Here is a 16515-nt window from a genome sequence, read left to right as displayed (position 1 = left end):
AAGAGTGAGGATAGTAGTTCAAAGAACAAAACAAGCAAGTGTAGTTGTTGATGAAGAAATCGTTGGTCAAATCGACTTTGGTTATATGCTTTTAGTTGGAATTACCCATAATGATACAGAGGAAGATGTTGCATTTTTAGCAGATAAAGTAGCGAATCTTCGAATTTTTGAAGACGAGGCAGGAAAAATGAATTTGTCGTTACTAGATGTTGGTGGAAAGATCTTATCGATTTCACAATTCACCTTATATGGAGACTGCCGCAAAGGTAGAAGACCAAATTTTATGAATGCTGCTAAACCAGATATTGCTGAAAACTTATATAACCTATTTAACGAAAAACTTCGTGAAAAAGGGATTAAAGTCGAAACAGGAATTTTTGGCGCTATGATGGACGTCCAACTATTAAATCATGGACCAGTTACGCTACTTCTAGAAAGTTAAAATCTAGTCTGTTTACTTAGAAAGAAATTAAATTTTAGTCTTAGATTAAATAAATACAACTTAAAATTCAACGGACAAAAAACCATTTTTCTTAAATTTGAAGAAAATGGTTTTTTATTTGTGTAAATTGGACATGATAGGAAAAAGAGTTTGAAAGGAAGTCGATTATGAGAGCAGGAAATAAACAAACAGGAGCAACAAATGGACATCATCAACTTATTGGAGTTGACTTTCATGACTTTATCCAAAAAGAACAAAACGCAACAAATTACGAGCTTGCCCTAGAGTTTGGAATATCTTTAGGGGATGTAAAAGACCTAAAAAAGAGGCTATCCAGAAATTAATTACGTAAATCAGTATTGACAAGCAAACATTAACTTCGTATGATAGAATACAACGATTAACAAAATATTTTTACAACCTTTGAGGGAGCACAGTAGTTAAGGCTTGCATGGTTAGAGAGGAAATGTCGTGGCTGAAAACATTTCTCCGTGTGCTTAATGAATGAACACTCCTTAGGTTTTTCCTTGAATAAGCTGATTAACTTTAGTAGAGGAAAACGTGCACAGGCGTTAACTGTCTAAAGTGGGACTTATTTTATTAGTATAGTCCAATTAGGGTGGCACCACGGGATCCAAACTCTCGTCCCTGATATTTATATCAGGGGTGGGGGTTTTTTGTATTCTAAAACACTTAACTATATTAAAGGGTTAAAGTGTAAAAGGGTTATTTGCCATGAGTTCATTTGAAAAGAATGGATACAGTTTAAATGGTTAGAGAAACACATTAAATTAGATACATATTTAGGTTTAGGAGGGGTTTGAATGAATTTTAAAATACCAAGAGGAACACAAGATATATTGCCCGGGAAAGTAGAACTTTGGCAATTCGTGGAGGAAAAAGCAAGAGATTTATGTCGTCGTTATAATTATAAAGAAATTCGTACACCAATGTTTGAGCAAACGGAGTTATTTATGCGAGGTGTTGGTGATACAACAGACATTGTTCAAAAAGAAATGTATACATTTGAGGACCGTGGTGGGCGAAGTTTAACATTAAGACCTGAAGGAACAGCTTCAACGGTGCGTTCTTATGTTGAACATAAACTATTCGGAAACCCAATCCAACCGACGAAGTTATATTACATTGGACCAATGTTTCGTTATGAACGACCTCAATCAGGAAGAATGCGACAATTTGTTCAATTTGGTGTTGAGGCTTTAGGTAGTGCAGATCCGACAATTGATGCTGAAGTAATTGCATTGGCAATGGAGTTTTATCGTGAATTAGGGCTTAAAAACCTCAAGCTAGTTATCAATAGCCTAGGTGATACTGAAAGTAGAAATGCTCATCGCCAAGCTTTAGTTAATCATTTCGAACCAAGAATAAATGAATTTTGTTCGGATTGCCAAGCTAGACTTGCTAAAAATCCACTACGTATCTTAGATTGTAAAAAAGATCGAGATCATGAGTTAATGGGATCTGCGCCAGCCATTCTAGATTACTTAAACGAGGAATCAACCATTTATTTTGATAAAGTAAAAAAACTATTGAGCGATATGAATATTGATTTTGTCGTTGATCCTAACCTTGTCCGTGGCTTAGATTACTATAATAATACGGCCTTTGAAATTATGATTGATGGTGATGGCTTCGGTTCAATTACAACACTTAGTGGTGGAGGACGATACAACGGTCTAGTCCAAGATATTGGCGGCCCTGAGACTCCAGGGATCGGCTTTGCATTAAGTATAGAACGACTTTTAATGGCATTAGAAGTTCAAAATATCTCATTGCCAATTACAGAAAACCTTGACTGTTATGTAATTGCTATCGGTGAAGAAGCTAAACTTGCAGCAGCAAATATCAGCTTTAAGTTACGACAAGCAGGACTTTCTTGTGATCAAGATTATCTAGATAAAAAGATGAAAGCCCAAATGAAGGCGGCTGACCGCTTTCAAGCAACATTTGTGGTTATTATTGGCGAAAGTGAGCTTGAAAAGAGTGCGGCGATCGTAAAGGAAATGGCAACAGGTGAGCAAGAGGAAATACAATTAGTTGAGCTGACAAACTATTTACAACAAAAATTAAGTTAACTGACTCATAATAGGGGGAATGAAAAGTGATTGGAAGAACGCATAATTGTGGAGAAATATTAGAACAAACAATCGGTGAAAAAGTCCGTTTAAAAGGGTGGGTACAAACCCGTCGAGACTTAGGACAAGTAATTTTTATTGATCTACGTGACAGATCAGGAATTGTTCAAGTTGTATTCCAACCAGAAGTTTCAGCTGAAGCACTTCAAATTGCCGAGAAAATTCGTAGTGAGTATGTAATCGATATAGAAGGAACTGTTACTGCTCGTAATGAGACGACAGTTAATCCGAAGATGTTAACTGGAAAAGTTGAAATCTTAGCATCGAAAATTGAAGTTTTAAATAAAGCAAAATCATTACCTTTTCAAATTGAGGATGGGGTAAATGCTTCTGAGGATATTCGGTTAAAGTATCGTTACCTAGATTTAAGACGTCCGCAAATGCAAGAAACATTTATGCTTAGGCATAAAACAACGAAGTTAATTCGTGATTATTTAGATGAAAATACGTTTTTAGAGATCGAAACACCTATGTTGACGAAGAGTACTCCAGAAGGTGCACGTGATTACTTAGTTCCGAGTCGAGTACATCATGGTGAGTTTTATGCATTGCCACAGTCACCACAGATTTTTAAACAATTATTAATGGTATCTGGGTTCGAGCGCTATTATCAAATTGTTCGTTGCTTCCGTGATGAAGATTTACGAGCTGACCGCCAACCGGAATTTACTCAAGTCGATATTGAAACTTCATTTATGGATAAAGAAGATTTATTATCAATGATGGAAGAAATGATGGTAAAAGTAATGAAGGAAACGAAAGGAATTGAGGTCACTGTTCCTTTCCAAAGATTATCGTATGATGAAGCCATGAACCGCTATGGGTCAGATAAACCAGATACTCGTTTTGAAATGGAGCTTGTGGAACTTTCAGCTATCGTAAAAAATTGTGGTTTTAAAGTATTTACCTCCGCTATTGAAAATGGTGGAATAGTTAAAGGGATTAATGTTAAAGGTGGGGCATTAAAGTATTCTCGTAAAGAAATTGATGATTTAGCTAAGTTCGTAGCTATTTACGGTGCAAAAGGGCTTGCTTGGTTAAAAGTTGAGGAAGACGGATTTAAAGGACCGATTGCTAAATTCTTAAGCGAAGAAGAGCAAGCAGAAATGCGTAAAGCTTTAAATGCTGAAATTGGCGACTTATTATTCTTTGGAGCTGACAAAAAGAAAGTTGTATTTGATAGCTTAGGAGCACTTCGTATGAAGTTCGCTAAGGAATTAGATTTAATTGATAAGACGAAATTTAATTTCTTATGGGTAACAGATTTCCCGTTATTGTCATACGACGAAGATGCAGACCGTTACGTAGCGGAACATCATCCGTTTACACGACCAGTTAAAGAGGATATCGAATTATTAACTACTGAGCCAGAAAGGGTTAGAGCGGAAGCTTATGACTTAGTTTTAAACGGATACGAACTTGGTGGTGGTTCACAACGTATTTACGAGCGAGAACTACAGGAAAATATGTTTAAAGCACTAGGTTTTTCTGATGAAGAAGCTCGTAGTCAATTTGGGTTTTTGATGGAAGCATTTGAATATGGAACACCTCCACATGGCGGTATTGCCTTAGGATTAGACCGCTTAATTATGCTACTTGCAGGAAGAACAAATTTACGTGATACAATTGCTTTCCCAAAAACGGCAAGTGCTAGTTGTTTATTAACAAATGCCCCGAGTGGCGTAAGTTCATCTCAGCTACAAGAGTTAAACCTTTCTGTCATTCCCAAAAAGGAAGAGAAAGTACAAGCGTAATCTGTCAAGCAAGGTCGAATTGCCTGAAAAAAAGTTCGATTGTCCAAGCTAGAATTAATTTACATTTCAAATTAAACATGATATATTGTGTTTACGTCAATTTTAGAAGTTTTGAAATAGTTATACAATTCAAAAAGTAACTGTTATGAAAATTATATACTACTTATCAAGAGAGGCTGAGGGACTGACCCAATGAAGCCCGGCAACCTGTTTAGATTAAGATTACTGTGATGGCAAGTGGTCCACATGTTTATCTTAATCGTAAAGACAAGGTGCTAATTTCAGCAGAGCTATCGGCTCTGGTAGATAAGTGAAGGCACATGAAAACCTTTCCTTATCTGGAGAGGTTTTTTCTAGTTTATGGATAAAAAGGAGCTGATGGCATTGCTTAAGATTGGTTTACTAGGCTTTGGTACAGTAAATTCGGGTGTGTATGAGGGGATATCAGAAACTCAAGACTATCTAGAGAACCTTTTACAAGAAAAAATTAGTGTAGAAAAAATTCTTATTAGAAACAAAAACAGGTATTTAGGTGTAGATAACTTTCATTTACTAACAGATTCTCCTACTGAATTTTTTAAACATGATTTTGATGTTGTTTTTGAGGCAATGGGTGGTGAACAACCTGCACTGGATTATTTAACGTTTTTATTAACGAAAAAAACCGCGATTATCACAGCAAATAAAGAGTTAGTAGCTAAGCATGGTTTTTTACTAGAGAACTTAGCCAAGAAAAACGAAACCTTCATCGGATTTGAAGCGACAGTTGCAGGTGGTATTCCAATTATAAATACACTTAAGAGTCAGTTGCAATGGACTTCAGTTGAGAGAGTATCTGGTATCTTAAATGGAACGACAAACTACATTATTACTAAGTTACAAGATGGAACTCGTACATTTGAAAGTGTTTTAAAAGAAGCACAGGAACGCGGGTTTGCTGAGGCAGATCCTACCGCTGACATTGAAGGGTATGATGCTCTATACAAGCTACAAATTCTTTGTAGGCTTTGTTTTGGTAGTTGGCCTAAACCTGAACAATTTCAAAGGAAAGGATTGTCTCAATTAAAAAGTTGGCATTTCAAAGCAGGCGAATATTTTCGGTTGAAATTAAAATATATTGCAGAGGCTTATTATGATGGAGACGAGGTGAAAGGATCAATTACACCGAGTTTTGTTGAAGAAAAGTACCCCTTAACAGCGATCGAAAATGAGAATAATGGAGTTTATTTGCAAGGAGATTGGTTAGGTAATTTTGTTGCTTCAGGTCCAGGTGCCGGTAAAAAACCAACAGCGACAAGTATGATTGAAGATTATCTTCATCAATTATTAAAGAAAGACACTCAACAACAGCTAGTCAAAAGAAAACTAGTAAGTAAAGAAGGGTTTAGTGAGTTTCTTTTATTATTTGATTTAAAGTATGAAAAAGAGGTTTATCAGTTGCTAAAACAGGTAAAATATAAAGTAAGTGACGTTGTCCAATTTGAGAATGACGAGAAAATAGCGATGTTAGTAACTGTTGATGAACCGGGTCACAAATTAAATATAATTCAGCAAAACATAGAGCTATACCCCGTTTTACGTGTTAGAAAAGAAGTCCACATTAAAAAGAAAAATGAAAAGTTAAAGGCTTTATGATCAACGTGAATAAATTAGTCTAAATTTCGAGCATTTTTTGACAAACTTGAATTCAAAATTAAATCGTGATATTATAAAAACAACAAATGAGAGTCCTGAAGTGTTTGTAGGATACTATACGTTTTGAGCCAACATTTTTAATATGGGAGCTTGAAGTTTTAACTTGGCGTGCAAGCCTTCCTAGAGAGGAAGTACAAGAAGTTAAACAGGGCACCCACCTGCTTATGCAGGTTCAAAACTATAGGTAATACGGCATGTCGGGACTCTATTCTATTCGAAACACAAACCTGGGAATTCTCCTAGGTTTTTTTCTTATGATATCGCAAAGCACAAGATGTTTCTCGAGGTAGTAGCTTGGCTTACCAGGGCGCTAGTACTTTTTTTTGATGTCTAGTACTAGCGCCCAGCCCCTCGAGGTCAAATAACCTGTCAGCGAAAAAGTGAAAAAACGCACTGTGCTCCTTCGCCGTTTCACTTGCTCGTCGCAAAGCTGCACAGGAGTATTCCAAGAAGTTGCTTTCCTGCCAGAACATTTGCTTGTCGCTGCTCCTGCGGTTACTCTTCGCAAAGCACAAGAAGTTTCTCGAGGTAGTAGCTTGGCTAACCAGGCGCTAGTACTTTTCTGTATAGTGACTATATTAAAAGGGAAATTTACATTTAATACAGCATATGATATATTTTTATTCGTGAAGTTTAGATTTCCTATCGTATTAATAGGAATTTGGAAGGAGAAATTTTAATGTTACATCAATTTTCTAGGAATGAACTTGCTATTGGCCATGATGGATTAAATATTTTAAAAAATAGCACTGTTGCTGTTTTAGGTATTGGAGGGGTAGGGTCTTTTTCTGCAGAGGCACTGGCTAGATCTGGTGTTGGAAAACTAGTTTTGGTAGATAAAGATGACGTCGATATTACAAACGTAAACCGTCAAATTCACGCATTGCTTTCAACTGTTGGGCAACCAAAAGTTGATTTGATGAAGGCTAGAATTGCTGATATAAATCCAGAGTGTGAAGTAATTGCTTTGAAGATGTTTTACACCGAGGAAACGTATGAAGCTTTTTTTGAATATGGACTTGATTTCGTTGTCGATGCGTCAGATACAATCTCCTATAAAATTCATTTGATGAAAGAATGTTTGAGACGTAAAATTCCAATGATCTCGAGTATGGGGGTAGCGAATAAAATGGACCCAACAAGACTTCGAATTGCCGATATCTCAAAAACAAGTTATGATCCTATTGCAAAAGTTATTCGTACAAAACTTCGTAAAGAAGGTATACATAAAGGCGTTAATGTTGTTTTTTCTGATGAACAACCAATTAAAATTCGTGAAGAAATCCGGAGGGAAATTGTTTCAAAAGCACAAGAAGAATCTCCGTTAAGAAAAGCTAAAATGCCCCCTTCTTCAAATGCATTTGTGCCATCTGTATCAGGACTTATTATGGCAGGACATGTCATTACTACACTACTAAAGGATATAGAGATACAGCGATAGATACTTAAGAATGTTGAATTAGAAGTTTGTAAATGTCTAATTCAACATTCTCCTTCTTATTAGTTAACTCCTCATTAATTCCTCATATCCCATATCTATTTCGATTTTCTTACGTAAACAACTTATTTTTTACCACTCTAGTAAATTTTAGCTATTTAAAAATTGCGATTGTTTGTAGTTATATACAAAAATCGTAACACTATAATAGTTCTATTTTTAACTATTATACGAATTAACTATATTTATGAATTTTTTTTGAACTTATCATTGATAAAATATGATACTTTTCATATAATGAAAGCACTTACAAATAATCATCTGATGACCATAACATATGGTTGTCAACCAAAAAGGGAGTTATTGGTATTTATTCATAGGTTTTAGTGGGGACTATTTCCTTTCCTTTGGTTACAAGATGATCATTTGAATTTAATTCTAGGGGGAGTTATTTTGAGTACAGGTTTATTAGCAATCATTGCATTAGTACCAATTTTATCAGTGTTATTGTTCTTGGTTATCTTACGCTGGCCAGCGAGTCGCGCAATGCCATTATCTTTCTTAGTAACTGGTGCAGTTGCGCTGTTGGTTTGGAACGTACCAATGATACAAGTTATCGCAGCATCTTTCCGTGGGGTAGTTATGGCGATTGATATTTTATTAATCGTTTTTGGGGCTATCTTACTATTAAACACATTAAAAGAAGGTGGAGCTTTAAACACAATTAAGCAAGGGTTTACAGATGTTTCACCTGACCGTCGTGTTCAAGCTATTATTATCGCATGGTTATTTGGTTCATTTATTGAAGGAGCATCTGGTTTCGGTACACCAGCAGCAATTGCAGCTCCACTATTAGTTGCGATCGGTTTCCCAGCAATGGGGGCAGTATTAGTAGCGTTAATTATTCAATCAACACCAGTTACATTCGGGGCAATTGGGACTCCAATCTTAGTAGGTGTAAATGGTGGTTTAGGCTCTATTGAGTCAATTAAAGATAGTCTTCCAGCTGTTTTATTGCAAGTTGCTGGAGAAGTAGCAATTTTACACATGATTGTAGGTATTTTCTTACCACTTGTTATGGTTGCAATGTTAACTAGATACTTTGGTAAAAACAAATCATTTGCTGAAGGTTTAGCAATTTGGAAGTTTGCTATTTTTGCAGGTTTAGCGTTTACTGTTCCTTACGCATTAATTGCAAATCTTTTAGGACCAGAGTTCCCATCTTTATTCGGTGGATTAATTGGTTTGGCAATCGTCGTTCCTGCAGCAAAAGCTGGATTTTTATTACCAAAACACACATGGGCGTTTGAAAAAGAAGAAAACTGGGATCCAGAATGGTCTGGTAGCTTAAAAGTAGACACAAGTGAATTTAAAGGGCCAAAAGTTTCAATGGCAAAAGCTTGGTTCCCATATGTATTAGTAGGGGCATTACTAGTAATTTCACGCCTAGACTTTTTACCAGTTAAGAAATTCTTACAAGGAATTAAAATTGATTATGTTAATGTATTTGGAAATGAAAATGGATTATTCGAAACAGGAATTCAATCCTCACAAACACCGTTTTATTTACCAGCAGCAATTTTCTTAGTAGTTTCACTTGCTTGTATCGTCCTTTATAGTATGAAAGGTAGTTCATACGGTAAAGCGGCAAATGGTGCTTTCAAAACAACTTTAAGTGCTGCTCCTGCATTACTTTTTGCAGTACCGATGGTTCAAGTATTTATTAACTCGAATGTTTTAACAAATGAATTCCGTGCAATGCCATTCCAATTAGCGGTAGGGGCTGCTGAGTTATTTGGTGCAGAATGGCCAATTATCTCACCAATTATTGGTGCTCTTGGGGCATTCGTAGCGGGAAGTAATACAATTTCAAATATGATGTTTGCAGGTTTCCAATACAATACAGCAGAACTTATTGGTGTAGGTGGAAGTGCAACTATTATTGTAGCTCTACAGGCAATCGGTGGAGCAGCAGGTAACATGATTTGCGTTCATAACGTAGTAGCAGCATCTGCTGCAGCTGGTGTTGTAGGGCGTGAAGGTTCGATGATCCGTAAGACAATAATTCCAATGATGTATTATGTATTATTTGCTGGTTCTATTGGTTACGTTTATCTTTACGATTTTGGCTTTAACATCGGTTCTATCATTCTTGTCGCTGTAGTCGGTCTATTAATCTTCATGATCTTTACAGGTATAAAGAAAAATAGAGAAATGGACGAAGCTCAAAAAAAAGCTGCTTAAATAACTAAAATGTGAAAAAATACACTGTTCCCCAATCTATTATTGGTTATCATAGATTGGGGAACTATAATTTAGAAAGATGAAATAGAAACGGATATTGTTTATGCGTTTATTTTTCATTAACAGGTCATCTGATGACCGGGTCATCTATTATAACGATTTAGGGGGAAAAGTGATGAAGGTTTCTTTGTTTTTAACTTGTTTAGCAGACGTTGTTTATCCAGCGTCAGTTGGCAAAAGCACAGTAGAAATACTTGAGCGATTTGGCTGTGAGGTTGATTTTCCAAAAAAACAAACATGCTGTGGACAGCCAGCTTTTAACAGTGGCTACCACCGCGAAACAAAAGAAGTTGCAAAGCATATGATTAACGTTTTTAAGGATGCGAAATACGTAGTATCACCGTCTGGATCTTGTACAACGATGTTGCATGAATATGTACATTTATTTGAAGATGACGCAGAGTGGAAGAAAAAAGCAGAAGAGCTCAAAAATAAATCGTATGAATTAACACAGTTTCTTGTAGATGTTTTAAAGATCAATGATGTAGGCGCTAAATTTAACGCGAAGGTAACATACCATACTTCTTGTCATATGACTCGTCTACTTGGGGTAAAAGAAGCTCCGATCACGTTACTTGAAAATGTAGCAGGTTTAGAGTTGATTGAACTACCAAATAAAGAACAGTGCTGTGGTTTTGGAGGTACTTTTTCCGTAAAGATGCTTCCAATTTCTGAGCAAATGGTCGATGAGAAAGTACAACACATCGAAGAAACTGAAGCAGAGGTTTTAATTGGTGCTGATTTAGGTTGCTTAATGAACATCGGTGGGCGGATTAATCGCCAGGGCAAACCAATTAAAATTATGCATATTGCAGAAGTATTAAATAGTCGATAAGGCGGTGAACTAAATGGGGATTAAAACAGGGGATGACAAGTTCTTTACTCGTGTAGAAAAGGGAATCAATGATGATTTTATGCGTAAAGCAGTGGCTGGCGCGCAAGAACGGATGCAAGGACGCCGTTTGGATTCTATTAGTGCATTAGGAGATTGGGAAGATTGGAGAAATCTTGGCGAAGAAATTAGACAACATACACTTGATAATCTAGATTTTTATTTAGAACAGTTAACTGAAAATGTGATAAAAAATGGTGGTAGTGTCTTTTTTGCAGAAACAGCAGATGAAGCTAACGATTATATAAAAGGTGTCGTTTCCAGTAAAAATGCTAAGAAGATTATCAAATCGAAATCAATGGTTACTGAAGAAATTAGTATGAACCAAGCGCTTGAATCGATTGGTTGTGAAGTAATTGAAAGTGACCTTGGAGAGTGGATTTTGCAATTAGATGATCATGATCCACCATCACACATAGTCGTACCAGCACTTCATAAAAATAAGGAACAAATTCGTCAAACCTTTGCAGAAAAAAGAGGGTACAAGAAAACGAGTGACCCAAAAGAAATGGCTTTATTTGCTCGTGAAGAATTACGTAAAGACTTCTTAACTGCAGAAGTAGGAATTACTGGCTGTAACTTTGCTGTGGCAGAATCAGGTTCAATATCGCTTGTTACAAACGAAGGAAATGCTAGACTAGCAACAACTATCCCAAAAACACAAATTGCCGTTATGGGAATGGAAAGAATTGTTCCAACGTGGGAAGAGTTAGATATTTTAATTAGTATGCTTGCTAGAAGTGCCGTTGGACAGAAGCTTACAAGCTATGTAACCGGTTTAACTGGAATAAAAGAAGAAGGCGACGTAGACGGCGCCGAAGAGTTTCACTTAGTAATTGTCGACAATGGTAGATCAAAAATTCTAGGTACACAATTCCAAAGTGCGCTTCAGTGTATTCGCTGTGCTGCCTGTATTAACGTATGTCCAGTTTATCGTCATATTGGCGGTCATTCCTATGGTTCAATCTATCCGGGGCCAATTGGTGCTGTCCTAAATCCATTATTGGGTGATTACGATGAATGGAAGGAATTACCTTACGCATCTAGTTTATGTGGGGCTTGTACTGAGGTTTGTCCTGTGAAAATTCCACTGCATAATTTATTAATTGAACACCGTCGTGTAATGGTCGAGCAAGAAGGGAAAGCACCATTTGCTGAGAAATTAGCAATGAAAGGGTATGCTTTTGCTGCTTCATCACCAACTGTATATGGTGTTGGAACCAAATCAGCTCCTTCTGTTATGAGTCCTTTTACGAAAAATGGTTTTATTACAGATGGTCCAGGGCCAGTAAAATTGTGGACAGATATTCGCGACCTTCCTGAACTAAGTAAAGGTAAAGACAAGTTCAGAACATGGTTTGATAACCGTGACAAAGGAGGAAACTAATATGACAGTTGGAACAGTTTATAACAAAGATAAATTCCTAAATAATATTGCAAAGTCTTTAGGAAGAGAGCGGAAAACGGCGGGTGTTGTCAGACCTGAGTGGAAGCATCGACCTCAATACGAAGTCTTTAAAGGGATGTCGCAAGACGAGTTAGCAGCTCAATTAGAAGATCAATGTCAAAGAATTCATACGGTCGCTAAAAGAGCCACTATACAAACGTTACCAAATGTTCTAAGAGAAGCAATTGCCGAACTTGGTGGCAAATCAATTGTTAATTGGAATGATCCTCGCTTTGAAGAGTATAGTCTAACAGAGGTATTTGAAGAGTTTGCAAAGGAAGAGTCGAATGAATTTCATGTTTGGGACCCAGCATTAGGGGAGGAAAATATTACAATATCTGAACGAGCAAACATTGGGATTACATTTTCCGATATTACACTAGCGGAATCTGGATCAGTCGTTTTATTTAGTGAAAAAGGAAAAGGTAGATCTGTAAGTCTACTACCAGCAACCTATATTGCTATTATTCCAAAGAGTTCAATTGTTCCGCGGATGTCACAAGCAGCTACTAAAATACATCAAATGGCTCAAAAAGGCAGAATTCCATCGTGTATTAACTTTATTTCGGGACCAAGTAATAGTGCTGATATTGAGTTAAATCTAGTTGTAGGTGTTCATGGACCTATTAAAGCGACTTATATCATTGTAGATGATAAATAAAAAACAAAAGCATCGGTTTTCCGATGCTTTTTGTTTCGGCACGTATTATCTATTTTGCTATTTTCTCTAAATTTCCATTTTTGTCCATTCTAAACTTAGGTGCTTGTACTTGCTCTTCCTCATCTTGAAGGAGGGCCATTCTGCGTGCACGGTTCATAATTTGAATTAATGATTGATAGTCTTCTTCAACGACACGATGATCGTTTTCAAGCTTAGAAAACTTCGCTTCTAATTCCTTTTTTTCAGTCATAAGTTGTAAGTTTTCTTTCATTAACTTTTCATTTTCTTTTCTTAATTCTAATGAACTACCTTCCTTTGATGCTAATGATTGAATGAAGTTAAGTACGTCTTTGAGACTAATACTTTGTTGTTGATACGCTGCAACTTTTACTTCAGGTGCTGTCATAGTTGGCATCACTGTAGCTTCCATTTGCGTTGAATGGATTGTAGTAGGTTTATAAGACATTCTTCGTTTCATTTCTTTTCGTTGTTTTTTTGCTAGTTTTATTGCCTCATTGTATTGATTTCTAACTACTGCATTCCAGCGGAAACCACATGCTGCCGATGTACGGTTTAATTCATCGCCCACTTCGTCAAACGCTTTTAACTGGGTTCCACCTTCTCTTATATGGCGTAATACCGTTTCAGCAAGTAGTAAATCATCCTCTGATGACCAAGCATCCTGTCTAATTTTCATAATAAAATTCAGCTCCTTAAATCATTTCTATTTTTCTATCCATTGTTAAAATGTTAAATGGTTAATTGTTTAGTAATACTTTTGCCAGCTTTTGTTTGAAATATACATAGACTAGCTAAAATTTTTGATAACATCCTTCCTGCATGGATGAAATTAAAGAACTTCTTGAAAATAAAACTAGCTTTACTGTAAATTCTTCTGTCAAACTACTTAGTATAAGACGTATATAATAGATGAAATAACTGAATGTTAGGATAAAATAGTAGAGACGCTAAAAGGAGCTGTTTTACATGAATATGTGGGATCAGATATTCAGTGCAGAAGGGTATAAGTAGAATGTTATGAAGGTAAGCATCATCATGGGCTCTCCCATGTCATTCAGGCGGTAGTAGAAAAGCCATTGTAGAGTTGAGAGTTTGAGCTATGCTTCAAAGCATAACCCATTAAATAACTCTACAATCTAACTAGTTCTTCCGTTGTTCAAAATACTGCAAACGTTTGTTAACGGTTAATTCATAGCCGTTAAGAGAAGGATTATAAAAGCGTTTATTCAACATATGGTCTGGTAAGTATTGCTGTGGCACATAATTTTTTTCATAGTCATGAGGATATTTATAGCCAATACCGTGACCTAATTCTTTTGCGCCTTTATAGTGCGCATCTCTTAAATGAACCGGAATATCGCCTGTCTTTTCCTTTTTTACTGCTTCGAGTGCTTTGTCAATGCCGACGATTACGGCATTACTTTTCGGTGCTGTTGCTAAATAAAGGGCAGCTTCTGCTAATGGAATTCTCGCTTCAGGCATACCGACAAAGTTGACGGCGTAAGCGGCAGCTTGAACGATGAGCAGGGCATTTGGGTCTGCTAATCCAATATCTTCAGCAGCATGAACATAGAGCCTTCTTGCGATAAATTTTGGGTCTTCTCCTGCATAAAGCATCTTGGCAAGCCAATATAGCGTGGCATCTGGATCAGAACCGCGAATGCTTTTAATAAAAGCAGAAATTGTATCGTAATGGTTATCGCCCTTTTTGTCGTAACGGACGATCCGTTTTTGAATTGATTCCTCGGCAATTCGTAATGTAATGGAGATTTCTCCGTCTGAATTTTGATTCGTTGTTAAAATAGCGAGCTCTAATGCGTTTAAAGCTGACCTGGCATCACCATTTGCGACATTAACAATATGATTTAAGGCTTCATCGGTAATCTGAATTTGATAGTCTCCAAAACCGCGTTCCTTGTCTCGAAGCGCTACAGCTAAAATCTCTTTAATATCTTTATCAGTATGAGGTTTTAATTGGAAAAGACGGGAGCGAGAAAGCAAGGCTTGATTGATCTCAAACATCGGGCTTTCTGTTGTCGCACCAATTAATATCACAGTGCCGTCTTCAACATTTGGTAATAATGCATCTTGTTGACCTTTGTTGAAGCGGTGGATTTCGTCGATAAATAAAACAGTTTTTTGCTCGTACATTAATAGTCTTTCTTTCGCTAAGTCAATGACTTTTCTAATATCAGCTATTCCAGCTGTAACAGCATTTAACTGCTCAAATGTGGCAGAGGTTGAGTTTGCGATGACTTTTGCAATTGTCGTCTTTCCAGTTCCTGGTGGTCCGTAAAAAATCATTGGTGTTAAGCGGTCAGCTTCAATTGCCCGTCTAAGTAACGTTCCCCTCCCGAGTATATCTTCTTGACCAATGACCTCATCAATTGTTCTAGGACGCATCCTACTTGCTAATGGGCCTTTTACACGTTCTTTTTGCTCGGACGAATAATTAAATAAATCCACTGTTCTTCACCTTCTTTAACAGTCTTTTGAGTCAGAATAACTGATGAGATTACGAATTGCAACGATTATCTACATCTTCTAATACTTCCCAACAATTTCGCAAATCGTGATATAATTAATGGTGATATGTACAGATTAGTAGCAAGGCTACGAGGGGATGACACAACCGTGGGAGCAGACAAGAACAGAATACGTAAGAGATGGGTAATTTTTTTAGTAGGTTTGCTTGTTATGTCGTTAGGGATTGTCTTAATGATTGAGGCTAACCTAGGAGTTGCACCTTGGGATGTTCTCCACATAGGTTTAACGAAACAAATTGGACTTACAGTTGGTTCATGGTCAATAATTGTAGGATTTTGTATAATAGCTATAACGAGTATAATAACAAAAGAATGGCCACAGTTTGGTGCGTTTTTTAACATGTTGCTTGTAGGTGTTTTTATTGATATTTTTCGGATATTTATTAATACTCCCGCCACAACAATAGGACAATATGTTATGCTCTTGATTGGAGTAATTGTTTGCGGTTATGGTATTGGCCTCTATATAGCTCCTAAGTGTGGAGCAGGGCCGAGAGATAGTTTAATGATAGCTATTACTGAGCGTAGTGGTTGGAAAGTTCAGCATGTTCGTTTCGTCATGGAGATTGTTGTGCTAATCATTGGTTGGGTTTTAGGTGGTCCTGTGTTTATAGGAACAATTGTATTTAGTGTCACGATTGGTAATGTAGTAGGTTTTACGTTGCCGCAATGTCAACGTTTAGTAGATGGAATGATAGAAAGAGGGATAAAAGTTGAAAATATCGACAAAGGGACGTTACGGGTTAACGATTATGATGGCGTTAGCAAAGAAGCAAGGTGAAGGGCCTGTATCATTAAAATCAATTGCGAAAGACCATGATTTATCAGAACATTATTTAGAGCAATTAATTGCCCCACTGCGCAACGCACTTTTAGTAAAAAGTATTCGCGGTGCATATGGCGGCTACATGTTAGCAAAAGAAGCAGATAAAATAACTGCAGGAGACATTATTCGTGTTCTAGAAGGTCCTATTAGTCCTGTAGAAGTATTAGAAGACGAGGAACCTGCAAAGCGAGATCTTTGGATTAAAATAAGAGATGCTGTTAAAAATGTTTTAGACAACACAACATTAGCTGACCTAGCTAACTACGAAGATAAAGGAAACCAAGAATACTATATGTTTTATATTTAGTCCATAATAATGTAGAATGTAAAATT

General features: G+C 36.7%; 14 protein-coding genes, 1 other RNA gene, 1 riboswitch and 1 other annotated feature. Of the genes, 13 read left to right on the top strand and 2 right to left on the bottom strand.

Annotated elements, in window-relative coordinates; translation table 11 throughout:
* Positions 1 to 4 precede the first annotated feature (4 nt).
* From dtd to ACK4M9_RS00145, 11 genes are all read left to right on the top strand, one after another.
* Complete coding sequence (gene dtd, locus ACK4M9_RS00195) at positions 5 to 442, top strand: D-aminoacyl-tRNA deacylase (RefSeq protein ID WP_409846640.1); 438 nt, start codon at positions 5 to 7, stop codon at positions 440 to 442.
* 167 nt (positions 443 to 609) lie between these two features.
* Entirely contained in the window at positions 610 to 786 is a 177-nt protein-coding gene (locus ACK4M9_RS00190; protein ID WP_409846638.1) for a hypothetical protein, read from the top strand.
* A gap of 70 nt (positions 787 to 856) precedes the next feature.
* Positions 857 to 1095 (top strand) — a binding site (T-box leader).
* A gap of 171 nt (positions 1096 to 1266) precedes the next feature.
* Positions 1267 to 2538 (top strand): histidine--tRNA ligase, encoded by a 1272-nt coding sequence (hisS, locus tag ACK4M9_RS00185; protein ID WP_409846637.1) that lies wholly within the window; start codon positions 1267 to 1269, stop codon positions 2536 to 2538.
* Positions 2539 to 2564: 26 nt separating this feature from the next.
* Entirely contained in the window at positions 2565 to 4352 is a 1788-nt protein-coding gene (gene aspS / locus ACK4M9_RS00180; protein WP_409846635.1) for an aspartate--tRNA ligase, read from the top strand.
* Between the two features lie 160 nt (positions 4353 to 4512).
* Positions 4513 to 4665, top strand: a riboswitch (SAM riboswitch).
* A 47-nt stretch (positions 4666 to 4712) separates the two neighbouring features.
* Positions 4713 to 5987 (top strand): homoserine dehydrogenase, encoded by a 1275-nt coding sequence (locus ACK4M9_RS00175; protein WP_409846634.1) that lies wholly within the window; start codon positions 4713 to 4715, stop codon positions 5985 to 5987.
* An 89-nt stretch (positions 5988 to 6076) separates the two neighbouring features.
* Positions 6077 to 6255, top strand: a non-coding RNA gene (gene ssrS / locus ACK4M9_RS00170) — 6S RNA.
* 471 nt (positions 6256 to 6726) lie between these two features.
* Complete coding sequence (locus ACK4M9_RS00165) at positions 6727 to 7488, top strand: tRNA threonylcarbamoyladenosine dehydratase (RefSeq protein ID WP_409846632.1); 762 nt, start codon at positions 6727 to 6729, stop codon at positions 7486 to 7488.
* Positions 7489 to 7938: 450 nt separating this feature from the next.
* The gene (locus ACK4M9_RS00160; RefSeq protein WP_409846630.1) at positions 7939 to 9729 is read left to right on the top strand and encodes an L-lactate permease; all 1791 of its coding nucleotides are present in this window, start codon (positions 7939 to 7941) and stop codon (positions 9727 to 9729) included.
* 175 nt (positions 9730 to 9904) lie between these two features.
* Complete coding sequence (locus tag ACK4M9_RS00155; RefSeq protein WP_409846628.1) at positions 9905 to 10624, top strand: (Fe-S)-binding protein; 720 nt, start codon at positions 9905 to 9907, stop codon at positions 10622 to 10624.
* Between the two features lie 13 nt (positions 10625 to 10637).
* Positions 10638 to 12068: a LutB/LldF family L-lactate oxidation iron-sulfur protein gene (locus tag ACK4M9_RS00150; protein WP_409846627.1), complete on the top strand. Its 1431-nt coding sequence runs from the start codon at positions 10638 to 10640 to the stop codon at positions 12066 to 12068.
* A 1-nt stretch (position 12069) separates the two neighbouring features.
* A complete protein-coding gene (locus ACK4M9_RS00145) occupies positions 12070 to 12789 on the top strand; it encodes a LutC/YkgG family protein (protein ID WP_409846626.1) in 720 nt (239 codons plus the stop codon).
* Positions 12790 to 12838: 49 nt separating this feature from the next.
* Here ACK4M9_RS00145 and ACK4M9_RS00140 read toward each other — a convergent pair whose 3' ends face one another.
* Together ACK4M9_RS00140 and ACK4M9_RS00135 are read right to left on the bottom strand one after the other, a co-directional pair.
* Complete coding sequence (locus ACK4M9_RS00140) at positions 12839 to 13486, bottom strand: RsfA family transcriptional regulator (protein WP_409846625.1); 648 nt, start codon at positions 13484 to 13486, stop codon at positions 12839 to 12841.
* Positions 13487 to 13950: 464 nt separating this feature from the next.
* A complete protein-coding gene (locus tag ACK4M9_RS00135) occupies positions 13951 to 15276 on the bottom strand; it encodes an AAA family ATPase (protein WP_409846624.1) in 1326 nt (441 codons plus the stop codon).
* A 168-nt stretch (positions 15277 to 15444) separates the two neighbouring features.
* Here ACK4M9_RS00135 and ACK4M9_RS00130 point away from each other — a divergent pair, with 168 nt between their 5' ends.
* On the top strand, positions 15445 to 16137 hold the full coding sequence (locus ACK4M9_RS00130; RefSeq protein ID WP_486303939.1) for a YczE/YyaS/YitT family protein: 693 nt from the start codon (positions 15445 to 15447) through the stop codon (positions 16135 to 16137).
* Positions 16070 to 16489 carry a cysteine metabolism transcriptional regulator CymR gene (gene cymR, locus ACK4M9_RS00125; protein ID WP_409846623.1) on the top strand — a complete coding sequence of 140 codons (420 nt, stop codon included), beginning with the start codon at positions 16070 to 16072 and terminating at the stop codon, positions 16487 to 16489. Before ACK4M9_RS00130 ends, cymR begins: the two co-directional genes overlap by 68 nt.
* Positions 16490 to 16515 lie beyond the last annotated feature (26 nt).

Source organism: Anaerobacillus sp. (assembly GCF_046314235.1).
In the GTDB taxonomy this organism is placed as follows: Bacteria; Bacillota; Bacilli; order Bacillales; family Anaerobacillaceae; genus Anaerobacillus.
Note: the sequence above shows the minus strand (reverse complement) of the source record. Positions and strands in the feature narration are given on the sequence as shown.

Excerpts from the sequence above, each read along its gene's own strand:
- ACK4M9_RS00150 (WP_409846627.1), top strand. The coding sequence starts at position 10,638 with ATGGGGATTAAAACAGGGGATGACAAGTTCTTTACTCGTGTAGAAAAG.
- hisS (WP_409846637.1), top strand. The coding sequence starts at position 1,267 with ATGAATTTTAAAATACCAAGAGGAACACAAGATATATTGCCCGGGAAA.
- ACK4M9_RS00145 (WP_409846626.1), top strand. The coding sequence starts at position 12,070 with ATGACAGTTGGAACAGTTTATAACAAAGATAAATTCCTAAATAATATT.
- ACK4M9_RS00175 (WP_409846634.1), top strand. The coding sequence starts at position 4,713 with ATGGATAAAAAGGAGCTGATGGCATTGCTTAAGATTGGTTTACTAGGC.
- ACK4M9_RS00155 (WP_409846628.1), top strand. The coding sequence starts at position 9,905 with ATGAAGGTTTCTTTGTTTTTAACTTGTTTAGCAGACGTTGTTTATCCA.
- ACK4M9_RS00190 (WP_409846638.1), top strand. The coding sequence starts at position 610 with ATGAGAGCAGGAAATAAACAAACAGGAGCAACAAATGGACATCATCAA.
- ACK4M9_RS00140 (WP_409846625.1), bottom strand. The coding sequence starts at position 13,486 with ATGAAAATTAGACAGGATGCTTGGTCATCAGAGGATGATTTACTACTT.
- ACK4M9_RS00165 (WP_409846632.1), top strand. The coding sequence starts at position 6,727 with ATGTTACATCAATTTTCTAGGAATGAACTTGCTATTGGCCATGATGGA.